The following is a 12,397-nucleotide window of genomic DNA, read 5'->3' as shown; positions in this document are numbered from 1 at the left end:
CTCTTGGAAACCAGCCGTAAACAACCGGAATAGGATCTTCTGAATATTACAGATTGTCTATTTTTGTTGATTTTATGTTTCTGCCTGCAGAGTTTCGATTTTCACGTAGTAATAATCACTAAGAATCGAGGCTGTTTGGTGTTTGTTTGTGGCTTTTCATCGCAATCCGTGCCATATTTCACCGCATCAACATACTCAGTTTTGAGTAAAGTGTTTCCATCAAGTAACTAATCTGGAGCCAAAACATGTCTCACGAAGATGAATATCTATCAGTAGAAGAATTAATTGAGATTCAAAAGGAAGAGACTCGCGATATCATTGCAGCATTGCTAGAAGATGGCAGCGATCCAGATTCATTATACGAAATCGAGCACCACCTATTTGCCGAAGACTTTGACACGCTAGAGAAAGCCGTAGTTGAAGCGTTCAAGATGGGCTTTGAAGTACTTGAAGCTGAAGAAACAGAAGATGAAGATGGCAACAAACTGCTTTGCTGTGATGCAACAATGGAATCTGCGCTGAACGCAGAAGCGATTGATGCACAGGTTGAGAAACTGGTTCATCTTGCAGAGAAATACGACATCATTTACGACGGTTGGGGTACTTACTATGAAGGCGAAGATGCGCTTTACCCTGACGAAGATGATGAAGACGAAGAGTAATTAACTCATTCATACTAGGAAGCCAGCATTTATCGCTGGCTTTTTTGTGCCTTGAAAATGAACCACGCCGATGATGATAAATAACTCTCATTGAGTTAGCTAATAGTCTATAACCCTGTGTCACTTGAGTATATAATGAGTGAAAATTGATCTAGCTCAAGGTGACTATGCAACTCTCACTCGCCGGTTTATGGCAAGTCTCTCCACTGACGGACCTTTCTATCCCACAGGATGACATCACTTTTCCTGCACCTTTGAGTCGGGTATTACCCGCTGAACTGACAGAAGAAGCGATTCGTCAGCAAGAGTGGCATCTGATGCATGACATTGAAGTGGATGAATCCATGATGGCATTCCCAGCGGTAGAAATGGTGTTGGGTGGTGTGGATTACCATGCTGAAGTGCGTTTGAACGGAGTTGCATTATTTGATTGTGACGGCTCACAAAGCTTGTACAAAAAAGACATTCGTCCGTTCATGCAGATGGGACGTAACCGCTTTGAGATCCTGTTCCTTGAGGAAGATGAAGATCTTCTACTGGGTGAGGATAAGCCAGAGTTGTGTTCACTTGCGGATCACGAATACAAAAAGAGTGATGAGCGCTTGGGGGTATGGCAAGAACCGTATCTGCAGTTTATTCGTAATGTGCGTTTAGATCGCGTGGCAACAGAGCAGATTTGGCACTATGGTGGAGGCTGTGAGTTCAAAGTCGATTTGTACTATCAGACGTTTGCGCCAGGACTGGTATCTGCGTCGGTGAAGTTTAATGGCATGACTTACTGCATTCCAATTGATGTTCGCGCCGATCACACCACTGCACTTTTCCAGATCGACGCGCCAAAATATGCCGATCTTAACGCTCCCGATCCAAATGATCTCTACCAATTGTCGGTGGAGCTAGATGGGCAGCGCCAAGCCTTTTCGGTTGCACTCAGCCAAGAGCTCTGCGTTACTCACCTTGTTTTGTAACGGTTTAGCTCTGTAGGTGTCTGAATTTGTAAATGCTTGATGCGTAAGTTACAGCGACTTAAGCATCACCACTTCACATGCATCATGCCCTGTTTGTCCAAGCGGGGCATCTAAATGTTCAAAGCCAAGCTTTTCATACAAGCCCACTGCCTCTCTTAGACATTCTGTTGTTTCTAAATAGCACTGTTGATAACCGAGTTGTTTCGCAAGTTGTAAGCTCAACGCGACGATGCGTTTGGCTAAACCGTGCCCTCGCGTTTGAGGTAAGAAGTACATCTTTTGCAGCTCACACACATTTGGTTCACCAGCTAAAGGTGCAAAGCCACCACCACCCACAATCTCGCCTTGGTGCTCTACCAACCAGTAAGCAGCGCCTTGTTGGCTGTAAACCGAGTACATGTCATCAAGGGTCGGATCTGCTACGCCATAACCTTTGTCTGTGGTTAAGCCATATTCTGCCGAGACTTTGCGAATGACTTGAGCAATGCCGGGATTATCTTGCGCTGTGATTGGGCGAAGGACGAAGTCAGCAATTTGTTCCATGTTTTGCCTATAAAAAGGGTCACGAGTTAGTGACCCAATATATTTCGATTAAGCATGTTGGTGCAAGCAAAACTGCGGAGCTTTGGCGTGGCTTTCCGATTTACGTATCCATACTTTCTCGTGGAAGTAGTAGGCGACGGTGTTCAAACTAGGTTCTAGCATTGCCATTACACCACCGACAAACGCGTCACCTGTTAGTAAGTAAACCACTGTAAAGGCAACGCTAAAGTGGATAGTGGCAAAGCTTGCGGTTTTTAATTTGGTCATCCATTGACGAGCTTTAAGCGCAGGGACTTTTGCCCATGCCTTTTCATGAAAGTAGAAAGCGACGGTGTTCACGGACGGCTCAATCATGGCAATTAAACTACCAATCAGAATGTCGCCAGTAAGCACGTAAGCGACACTAAACGCGATAGTAAAATGGAGTGCGGCAAAGGTTAGTGTCTTTTTCATGATAATTACTCAATCGTTGTGTTGTTTCGATAGGTCTATTATTGAGAATCATTATCACTAAAGCCAATGGGCAGTTAAGATTATTTTGATAGGTAAAAGCTATTAAATGTGTGGAGAAGTAGAAGAGAAGAGCGGATATTTCTGAAAACTTTCCAAGTCATAAAATGGCAAAAAGGGTTGATGCTTTCACACCAACCCTTTGATTCTTTTATTCTAACTTTTAGCGATTAAAGTGCAGCGATCGTTGTCTTCTGTTCTTCTAACTTAGCTAAAGTCTCTTTGTAGCCTTCAAGCTTCTCACGCTCTTTAGCAACAACTGCCTCAGGTGCTTTCGCTACGAAGCCTTCGTTACCTAGTTTGCCTTCGATACGCTTGATTTCACCGTGAGTCTTTTTGATTTCGCCATCTAGGCGAGCAAGTTCTGCGTCTTTGTCGATCAGACCCGCCATTGGGATCATCAGCTCAGACTTAGCAACCAATGCTGTTGCGCACGCAGGCGTTTCTTCGTCAGCAGCAAGCACGCGTACAGATTCTAGTTTCGCAAGAGACATCAGTACTTGTTTGTTTGCTTCTAGGCGTGCTGCATCTTCCGCATTTGCAGCTTTCAACATAACCTCAAGCGGCTTACCTGGGTTGATGTCGTATTCAGCACGTAGGTTACGGATGCTAGTGATGAACGCTTTCACCCATTCGATATCGTCTAGTGCTTCTTGGTTGAAGTTTGCTTCGTCGAATTGAGGCAGTGCTTGAAGCATGATTGTCTCGCCTTCTACACCTTCAACTAGTGGCTTGATGCTTTGCCAGATAGTTTCAGTGATGTAAGGAATCACTGGGTGAGCTAGACGTAGAGTCTTCTCAAGAACTGTGATTAGTGTACGGCGAGTACCACGCTGTTGCGCTTCAGTACCTTTCCATAGAACGGGTTTGGTTAGCTCTAGGTACCAGTCACAGAATTGGTTCCAGATGAATTCGTAAAGCGTGTTCGACGCCATATCTAGACGGAAGTTGTCGATATGGTTGTTGAACGCTTTCGCTGCGAGTTCAAACTGAGACTCGATCCACTTGTCTGCTAGTGAGTATTCGATCTCACCACCGTTGAAGCCACAATCTTGCTCTTCTGTGTTCATCATTACGTAACGGCTCGCGTTCCATAGTTTGTTACAGAAGTTACGGTAACCTTCTAGACGCTTCATATCCCAGTTGATATCGCGACCGGTTGATGCCATTGCTGCAAGCGTGAAACGTAGCGCGTCAGTACCGTATGCTTCGATACCGTTTTCAAACGTCTTACGTGTGTTCTTCTCGATCTTCGCGGCAAGTTGAGGCTGCATCATGTTGCCACAACGCTTCTCTACTAGAGACTCTAGGTCGATACCATCGATCATGTCGATTGGGTCAAGTACGTTACCTTTCGACTTAGACATCTTGTCGCCGTTTTCGTCACGGATTAGACCAGTAACGTAAACCGTCTTAAATGGTACTTGTGGTTTGCCGTTTTCGTCTTTCACGAAGTGCATGGTCATCATGATCATGCGAGCAACCCAGAAGAAGATGATGTCGAAACCCGTAACGAGTACGTCTGAAGGGTGGAATACTTTCAGATCGTCCGTTTGCTCTGGCCAACCTTGAGTGCCGAACGTCCATAGTGCAGAAGAGAACCATGTATCCAAAACGTCTTCGTCTTGGTGCAGTTCTATTACTGACTCTAGGTTGTTGTTCTTGCGAACTTCTTCTTCGTCACGACCTACGTAAACATTACCTTGGTTGTCGTACCAAGCTGGGATGCGGTGACCCCACCATAGCTGACGAGAGATACACCAGTCTTGAACGTCACGCATCCAAGAGAAGTACATGTTTTCGTATTGCTTAGGCACAAATTGGATGTCGCCATTTTCTACTGCTTCAACCGCTGTTTTCGCTAGAGGCGCAGTACGTACGTACCATTGGTCAGTTAGCATTGGTTCGATAACCACGCCACCACGGTCGCCGTAAGGAACTTGTAGATCGTGATCTTTCACTTCTTCAAGTAGACCTAGCTCGTCGAATTCAGCAACGATAGCTTTACGAGCGGCAAAGCGCTCCATACCGTGGTACTTAGCAGGTAGTTCTGTGCTGTATGCGTCGCTTGCTTCGCCGTTAGTGTTGAATACTTCAGATGCAGCACGGATGTTCGCGTCGAAAGTCAGAATGTTGATCATTGGTAGCTGGTGGCGCTTACCAACTTCATAGTCATTGAAGTCGTGCGCAGGTGTGATTTTCACACAGCCAGTACCTTTTTCCATATCTGCGTGCTCATCGCCCACGATTGGGATGCGACGACCAACGATAGGAAGAATGATGTCTTTACCGATAAGATCTTTGTAGCGTGGATCTTCTGGGTTAACTGCAACACCAGTATCGCCTAGCATGGTTTCTGGACGAGTAGTCGCAACAACGATGTAGTCTTTGCCATCTGCTGTTTTAATGCCGTCTGCTAGCGGGTAGCGGAAGTGCCACATGTGGCCTTTCGTGTCTTTGTTCTCTACTTCTAGATCCGAGATAGCTGTGTGTAGCTTTGGATCCCAGTTAACTAGGCGCTTACCGCGGTAGATTAGGTCGTCTTCGTATAGGCGTACGAACACTTCTTGAACCGCGTTAGACAGACCATCGTCCATCGTGAAACGCTCACGATCCCAGTCTACAGATGCGCCAAGACGACGAAGCTGCTTAGTGATAGTGCCGCCAGATTCGCCTTTCCATTCCCAGATTTTGTCGATGAAAGCTTCACGACCGTAATCGTGTTTTGTTTTGCCTTCTTCAGCTGCGATCTTACGCTCAACAACCATCTGAGTTGCGATACCTGCGTGGTCAGTACCTACTTGCCAAAGGGTATTTTTGCCCTTCATACGTTCACAACGGATAAGTGTATCCATGATCGTATCTTGGAACGCGTGGCCCATGTGTAGGCTACCAGTGACGTTCGGTGGCGGGATCATGATGCTGTAAGCTTCTTTAGTCGTGTCACCGTGTGGCTTGAAGTAGCCTTTCTCTTCCCAAGTCTGATACAGAGCTTGTTCGATTGAAGTTGGGTTGTATGTCTTTTCCATAGCGCTCTTTTAATGGATACGTTGATGGTTGAATCTAAGTCAATCTTTATAAGTGAGGGATCTTAGTAAGATCACCTTAACTATAAGGATTGACCGTTAAGGATAATCAATTTCGATTGTTTGCAGTTGGTATCCTGCTTGACGGTAAATTTTATACCTTCCTCTTGCGAGCTGTTTAGCTTTTTCTTCGCAAGGGACGAAGTCTACCACCTCTGCAAACTTGTTCGCAAAGGTTGTCTCATTTTCCGCCAAATTAATTACCAACTGACGATTCCAAGACGGCTTAACGCCCTCGTAGCCGATTTCAATATTCGTCGTGTATTTAGGCCCTTCACCTACGAGATTATGTGCCATGTACTTATCAGCATCAACTTGCCAGAAAGCTTCAGCAAGCTGCTCCGCTTGCAGTTTATCTTGGCAGTTCAAATATACTTTAGCGCCTTGACGAGCAAAGTGCTGAGTCAAAAACACGATGTATTGTTCAAACCCCGTAACGGTTGCTTGTGGGCTCTCTTCTTTAATGATGTAGAAAGTGGCGTTGTGCATCATTCTCTCGTTTGCTTAAAGTCTCATCCTAAGACCATCTTAACCCTCATTCTTTCTCAAGAATATTGGGATAATAAAAAAGGGCCTTTCGGCCCTTTTAGATTGTGTTCAGAAATTACTCTTCTGTCTCTTGGCCGCTGCGGTTCAAAAGGAATTGGACAAGCATTGAGACAGGACGGCCTGTTGAGCCTTTCGCTGCGCCTGATTTCCAAGCCGTACCTGCGATATCGATGTGTGCCCAGTTGTATTTCTTGGTGAATTTAGACAAGAAACAGCCCGCAGTAATTGTGCCAGCAGGACGGCCACCGATGTTTGCCATATCAGCAAATGGACTCTTCAACTGCTCGTGGTACTCGTCAGCCATTGGTAGACGCCATGCACGGTCACTCGCTTGCTCAGAAGCGTTGATCAGCTCATGAGACAGTGGGTTGTGATTGGAAATAACGCCGCTGATGTGGTGACCTAGTGCAATAACACAAGCCCCCGTTAGCGTTGCCACGTCAACGACGCAATCCGGTTCAAAGCGCTCTACGTACGTCAGCGCATCACACAGAACTAAACGGCCTTCCGCGTCGGTATTGAGTACTTCTACCGTTTGGCCTGACATGGTTGTTAGGATGTCACCGGGACGGTATGCGTTGCTGCCAGGCATGTTTTCACAGCCTGCAAGTACACCAACCACGTTGATTGGTAGATTCAGTTTCGCTAGTGCTTTCATAGTGCCGAATACCGATGCAGCACCACACATGTCGTACTTCATCTCATCCATGCCTTCGCCAGGTTTTAGCGAGATACCACCTGAATCGAACGTCAGGCCTTTACCAATCAGTACGATCGGTTTTGCATCTGAATCTGGGTTGCCTTTGTATTCGATGATAGACATCATCGATTCGTTTTTCGAGCCACGACCTACCGCAAGGTAAGAGGTCATGCCTAGTTTTTCCATCTCTTGCTCACCAATGATCTTGGTGGTGACGGTTTCGTAATCGTCAGCTAGGCGACGAGCTTGAGAGGCTAGGTAGGCTGGGTTAGCCACATTTGGCGGCATGTTGCCAAGATCTTTAGACGCTTTTACACCAGACGCAATCGCTAGGCCATGAGTGATCGCTTTTTCACCTAGGTTTAATTCACGACGCGTTGGTACGTTAAATACAAGCTTACGCAGTGGGCGTCGAGTTTCTGGCTTAACGCTCTTGAATTGGTTAAATGTGTAAAGGCCATCTTTTGTTGCTTCAACAGCTTGGCGAACTTTCCAGTAAGTATCGCGGCCTTTAACGTGCAGCTCTGTTAGGAAACATACGGCTTCCATTGAGCCAGTTTCGTTAAGTGTGCTGATCGTCTTTTGAATGATTTCCTTGTACTGGCGCTCGCCTAGTTCACGTTCTTTACCACAACCTACAAGTAGAACGCGCTCTGACAACACTCCCGGTACTTGATGCAGTAGCAGCATCTGACCAGGTTTTCCCTCTAGATCACCACGGCGAAGTAGTGAACTGATGTAGCCATCACTGATTTTATCAAGTTGCTCGGCTACTGGAGAAAGGCGACGTGGTTCAAACACACCAACAACGATACATGCGCTACGTTGTTTCTCTGGACTGCCACTTTTTACACTGAACTCCATGCGTACTCCTACATCCTGAAGACAAATTGCTATAAATGTTAGATAATGATCGCTTACTTGTTGAATTTAAGCTCGGGTCTTACCCTCAGAGCTGATTTAAGCGCTAACATCTAGTTTATAATTTTTAAAAAATAAATGGTTCAACGGGAAACTATAGTGATTCGACCAAAAAAACAAGTTTTGTATAGGTAATTTCAGCGTGATTATTGTTAGATATTTGATCCGCGAAACACTCAAGAGCCAATTTGCGATTTTCTTTGTGCTTTTTTTGGTGTTTGTGAGCCAGAAGTTTATCAGTGTCCTCGCAGATGCTTCTGACGGAGATATCCCTGCTGGATTGATTTTCTCTATTGTTGGCTTGAATATGCCTGCAATGGGGCTATTGATGCTGCCATTGAGTTTGTATATCGGCATATTGATCACGTTTGGGCGTTTGTATGCCGAAAGTGAGATCGTGGTGATGAATGCCACTGGTATCGGGAATAAGTTCTTGGTTCAGGCGGCGTTGTACTTGGCGCTCATCACTTCTGGCGTGGCGGCATTCAACGCACTGTGGTTATCGCCTTGGTCTCAGGACCGAGTGGAGCAGCTTTATGAGCAAGTCGCCGCAGAAAACAGCGTTGACTTGCTTAAAAAAGGCCAATTCCAAGGTACGCCAGATGGCTCTTCCGTGGTGTTCATTGATGACATCAAAGACAACACTTTGCGTCATGTGTTTGTCGCACAGATGCGTCCGCGAGATTCTATTTTACCAAGCGTGATGTTCTCTTCTTCTGGTGAAGTAAAAGAGCTTTCTGACGGCCGCCAAATCATCACCATGCAAGAAGGTACGCGATATGAAGGTGTACCAACGCGTGTGGAATATATGGTCACTAAGTTTGAACAGTATGAAGGTTTGATTGGTCAGCGTGAAGTGAAGCCAAAAGGTCGTGATTGGGAAGCGTACCCTACGGCTGAGCTGATTGGCCATCCTGCCCCTGAAGCACAAGCGGAGTTACAATGGCGAGTCTCGTTATTTGTGTGTATTCCGTTGTTGACCATGCTGGTTATTCCACTTTCTGCGGTTAACCCGCGTCAGGGAAGATTTGCCAAGATGGGGCCTGCCATTTTGATTTACTTGGCGTATTTCCTGGCAATCAGTGCGACTAAGTCAGCACTTGAAGATGGTGCAATCCCTGCAGCCGTTGGTATGTGGCCGATTAACGTCACGTTGTTGCTGGTCGCCATAATGGCAAATATGATGGACAGTGTCCCTGTCCGACGTATGAAAGAAAAACTCCGCAAGAAGAGGCGTGCGTAAGCAGTGTTTAAAATATTAGACCTTTACATTGGTAGAACCATCATCTCGACCACGGCCTTGGTGCTGGCAACTTTTGTCGGTTTGTCTGGCATCATTAAATACGTAGAACAGTTACGTAAAGTGGGGCGAGGTGCTTACGATTTGATGCATGCGCTTTACTTTGTGTTGCTGAGTATTCCTCGTGATGTGGAAATGTTTTTCCCAATGGCGGCACTGCTGGGTGCCTTGATCGGCTTGGGCATGTTGGCATCCAGTTCAGAACTCGTTGTGATGCAAGCCGCGGGTTTCTCTAAGCTGGACATAGGCCTTTCGGTATTGAAAACTGCGGTTCCTCTCATGTTAATCGTGATGGCGTTAGGCCAGTGGGGCGCACCAGAAGCTCAAAAAATGGCGCGAGACTTACGGGCATTTGCATTATCTGGTGGTAGCATCGCTTCAGTCAGAGCCGGGGTGTGGGCGCGTGATGCTAATGACTTCATCTTCATTGGAAAAGTGGAAGATGACAAACTCTACGGTTTGAACATGTGGCGCTTCGATGAAGATAAGAACCTAGATAAGGTGATCTTCGCAGAAGAAGTGGACTACCAACAAGACAACAACTGGTTGATGCGTTATGTGCAAGTTACCGATATGGAAAATGAGAGCATCATTACCAAACAAGACCTAGAGCAGATGGAATGGCATACATCGCTGGCTCCAGATAAGCTGGCCGTCGTGACAGTGAAGCCAGAAGAGCTTTCTTTAAGTGGTTTGTATGATTACGTGACCTATTTAAAAGCGTCAGAACAAGATGCTTCTCGCTACGAATTGGCGTTTTGGCGTAAGTTAACTCAGCCACTGTCCATTGCCGTCATGATGCTGATGGCGCTGTCGTTCGTGTTTGGCCCACTGCGGAGTGTGACCATGGGAGCAAGAGTATTATCGGGCGTAGTTGCTGGTTTTACCTTCTATATCTCCAGTGAGTTCTTCGGCCCTCTCACCTTAGTATATGGAATACCGCCAGTTTTCGGTGCGTTGGCTCCGAGTTTAGTATTCTTAGCCATTGCGGTATCACTGCTAAGAAGAAAACTATAGGTTTTCAAAACACGATAAACATAAAAAAGGAAGGCACTGAGCCTTCCTTTTTTTATTCTGTTTTACTGCGTCGCTATTTTGCCTTTGGCAATACCACCACTTCAGTTTTTGCCCAAATATCGTGGAAACCCCGTTTTTGAGGATCAATTGGTACTGTTAAGTTAGCCAAACCGAAGCCTGATGTTGCTAGGCGAATCAACGCTTGAGTCACGGTAATTGGTACGCCATCTTTGCTGTTACGGATTTGCATTTTCCAAGCACGCATGCCTAGTGTTTGACCTGCACGCGTCCAGAAGAAAACAAAGAAGTAAATCCATACCGCCGCCAAGTAGAGCGTAAATAGAGGGCTTAATATTGGATGTTTGCCTAGCATATCTGCAGCATCGACATATTCCCCATAGTTGAGTAGCCCGGCCGCATTGAGGGCAAAAACAATCGCCATTACAACACCAGCCGCCATCATTTCAATCGCTAAGATAATCAGCGTGTCGTAAACCAAAGCGCCGCAACGACGAAAAAATCCCGCAGGTGGAAGAGTTGTAGAAGTAGTCATAGTTCCATCACTTACCTTGAAAATTGTGCGTCAGAATATAGATTCCATTAGCATGTGAAAAGAGAGCTGACGCACAGAGTTTCTCATTTTGGTTAAATCATCCATTCATCTTCTGACTTCTATTCACCGAAGAGGGGGAGGGAAATCATCAGTTTATAAGCGTATTTTTTAATTTGGTGAAACTTAAGCCTCTGCTACCCGTTGACCCAAAGGGAAAATTTTACTGATGAGCGCTGCTTGGTCACACTTTGTGGCGAAATTATCAGCAAACGATAGTTATTTCAGATTTTTCTACTTGCGTGGGTCAAAAGCTTCCGTATAATGCCAACCATCAAAGGGCAATAGCCTCAAGATGCCGGTATGGTGAAATTGGTATACACGACGGATTCAAAATCCGTTGCCTTCGGGCGTGGCGGTTCAAGTCCGCCTACCGGTACCATATTTAAACAACAAAGCCTCGACGAAAGTCGGGGCTTTGTTGTTTCTAGCACAATCAATAGCTTTCCTCAGTTTTCCTTGCCTGTTATCAACGAAAATCTCTCCCAATAGACTCCCTTTATCAACCCTGAAATTTTGCCCATGGTGCATCTATGGTTCATCGCATGTCGATTCTGTGCGCAAGGGAATTCCCGTAAATCCAACAAACTCAGGTTACTACAAACTCGCAAGCCAGTATTGCCAAGAGCGCTGAGCTACCAGAACCATGGTCCTACCATGGTGAATTTACGGTGGTATGGGTTTTCTTATGTGTTAGCTTGGAGGGTAACTTGAAGAGTACCATAACATTCCAAGTTCACTGGTTGGTGAAAGAGTCGGCAAAAAACAATTTATCAATGGTCTTATGACAGCCTCGCGTTTTTTTGGCGTTGAATATGAGGAGCTAGAGTCGGTGATTCCAAAGTCATTGGCTGACGATGAAGAATTGCTCGATATGCCTAAGTTTATCCGTGATGGAAAATTGTTGAGTAAGCTAGGTACTGTTTAGATTTGCTGAGATGGGCGAATATCGTTTTTATTGATTGCCTGTAGAGCCTTTCTTAATGCGGCTTGTTGGTTAGTGTGTATCAAGGCTGTAGGAGATATACATTAGCAGTCAATCTCACAATTTAGCCACCTGCATTGACTAATAAGTTTGGTAGACTCGAGATCGCGAATTTATTATTTCTTCGATAGCAACGAGTAGTTGTCCACAGGCTTTTGTGGGTAATCTGTTTAAATCCTGAGTGTTATTTTGGGGGAATCTTCAGTGTGTTCACAAAATGTTCGTTTGACGTGGTTTTTTAGAAAAAATGCATTTTTAGTATTGCCAAAGAAATACATCTCTCTATAATGCGCATCCATCGACACGGTAGGCTCAATAAGGCTTCAGCAGTGTCGAAGAGGTGAAGAAATTTCGGTAAAAATAGTTGAAAAAAGTGTTTGACACTTTCAGTTATATAGATAGAATTCACCTCCGCTTTGAGAGGAAATTATCGCAAAGCAAGCTCTTTAACAATATAGACCTATCAATCTGTGTGGGCACTCGTTGATGATAATCCAATTAGAAACTTCGGTTTCAAATTAGGTTTCAATGAACTGAGTGACCAAT

General features: G+C 45.4%; 9 protein-coding genes, 1 tRNA gene and 1 pseudogene. 5 read left to right on the top strand and 6 right to left on the bottom strand.

Annotated features, from left to right (window positions below):
- The first annotated feature begins 245 nt into the window (after positions 1–245).
- Both rraB and AK966_RS16445 read left to right on the top strand, forming a co-directional pair.
- Positions 246–662 (top strand): ribonuclease E inhibitor RraB, encoded by a 417-nt coding sequence (rraB, locus tag AK966_RS16450; protein ID WP_099080162.1) that lies wholly within the window; start codon positions 246–248, stop codon positions 660–662.
- A 167-nt stretch (positions 663–829) separates the two neighbouring features.
- Positions 830–1,630 carry a glycosyl hydrolase 2 galactose-binding domain-containing protein gene (locus AK966_RS16445; protein ID WP_099080163.1) on the top strand — a complete coding sequence of 267 codons (801 nt, stop codon included), beginning with the start codon at positions 830–832 and terminating at the stop codon, positions 1,628–1,630.
- 48 nt (positions 1,631–1,678) lie between these two features.
- Here AK966_RS16445 and AK966_RS16440 read toward each other — a convergent pair.
- The 5 genes and pseudogenes from AK966_RS16440 to pepA form a co-directional block, all read right to left on the bottom strand.
- Positions 1,679–2,167 (bottom strand): annotated as a pseudogene (locus tag AK966_RS16440) (GNAT family N-acetyltransferase); the annotation flags it as partial.
- 54 nt (positions 2,168–2,221) lie between these two features.
- Positions 2,222–2,626, bottom strand: a complete 405-nt coding sequence (locus tag AK966_RS16435; protein WP_099080165.1) for a DUF2061 domain-containing protein — start codon at positions 2,624–2,626, stop codon at positions 2,222–2,224.
- Between the two features lie 227 nt (positions 2,627–2,853).
- Positions 2,854–5,712, bottom strand: a complete 2,859-nt coding sequence (locus tag AK966_RS16430; protein ID WP_099080166.1) for a valine--tRNA ligase — start codon at positions 5,710–5,712, stop codon at positions 2,854–2,856.
- A gap of 96 nt (positions 5,713–5,808) precedes the next feature.
- Positions 5,809–6,258 carry a DNA polymerase III subunit chi gene (locus AK966_RS16425; protein ID WP_099080167.1) on the bottom strand — a complete coding sequence of 150 codons (450 nt, stop codon included), beginning with the start codon at positions 6,256–6,258 and terminating at the stop codon, positions 5,809–5,811.
- A gap of 115 nt (positions 6,259–6,373) precedes the next feature.
- A complete protein-coding gene (gene pepA, locus AK966_RS16420) occupies positions 6,374–7,882 on the bottom strand; it encodes a leucyl aminopeptidase (RefSeq protein ID WP_099080168.1) in 1,509 nt (502 codons plus the stop codon).
- Between the two features lie 199 nt (positions 7,883–8,081).
- Here pepA and lptF point away from each other — a divergent pair, with 199 nt between their 5' ends.
- Together lptF and lptG are read left to right on the top strand one after the other, a co-directional pair.
- Positions 8,082–9,182: an LPS export ABC transporter permease LptF gene (lptF, locus tag AK966_RS16415; protein ID WP_119464554.1), complete on the top strand. Its 1,101-nt coding sequence runs from the start codon at positions 8,082–8,084 to the stop codon at positions 9,180–9,182.
- A gap of 3 nt (positions 9,183–9,185) precedes the next feature.
- Positions 9,186–10,256 (top strand): LPS export ABC transporter permease LptG, encoded by a 1,071-nt coding sequence (lptG, locus tag AK966_RS16410; RefSeq protein WP_099080170.1) that lies wholly within the window; start codon positions 9,186–9,188, stop codon positions 10,254–10,256.
- Between the two features lie 73 nt (positions 10,257–10,329).
- On the opposite strand, the gene AK966_RS16405 is transcribed toward lptG, so the two are convergent.
- Positions 10,330–10,809, bottom strand: coding sequence for an RDD family protein (locus AK966_RS16405; protein ID WP_099080171.1), 480 nt, complete (start codon positions 10,807–10,809; stop codon positions 10,330–10,332).
- A gap of 354 nt (positions 10,810–11,163) precedes the next feature.
- On the opposite strand from AK966_RS16405, the gene AK966_RS16400 reads away from it, so the two are divergent.
- Positions 11,164–11,248: transfer RNA gene (locus tag AK966_RS16400), tRNA-Leu, on the top strand.
- Positions 11,249–12,397: the final 1,149 nt, after the last annotated feature.

Source organism: Vibrio sp. PID23_8 (genome assembly GCF_003584965.1).
Lineage (GTDB): Bacteria > Pseudomonadota > Gammaproteobacteria > Enterobacterales > Vibrionaceae > Vibrio.
This window is presented reverse-complemented; position numbering and strand designations above follow the sequence as displayed.

Bases quoted from the DNA above. Each gene is read 5' to 3' on its own strand.
- rraB (WP_099080162.1), top strand. From the start codon at position 246: ATGTCTCACGAAGATGAATATCTATCAGTAGAAGAATTAATTGAGATT.
- AK966_RS16445 (WP_099080163.1), top strand. From the start codon at position 830: ATGCAACTCTCACTCGCCGGTTTATGGCAAGTCTCTCCACTGACGGAC.
- AK966_RS16435 (WP_099080165.1), bottom strand. From the start codon at position 2,626: ATGAAAAAGACACTAACCTTTGCCGCACTCCATTTTACTATCGCGTTT.
- AK966_RS16430 (WP_099080166.1), bottom strand. From the start codon at position 5,712: ATGGAAAAGACATACAACCCAACTTCAATCGAACAAGCTCTGTATCAG.
- AK966_RS16425 (WP_099080167.1), bottom strand. From the start codon at position 6,258: ATGCACAACGCCACTTTCTACATCATTAAAGAAGAGAGCCCACAAGCA.
- pepA (WP_099080168.1), bottom strand. From the start codon at position 7,882: ATGGAGTTCAGTGTAAAAAGTGGCAGTCCAGAGAAACAACGTAGCGCA.
- AK966_RS16405 (WP_099080171.1), bottom strand. From the start codon at position 10,809: ATGACTACTTCTACAACTCTTCCACCTGCGGGATTTTTTCGTCGTTGC.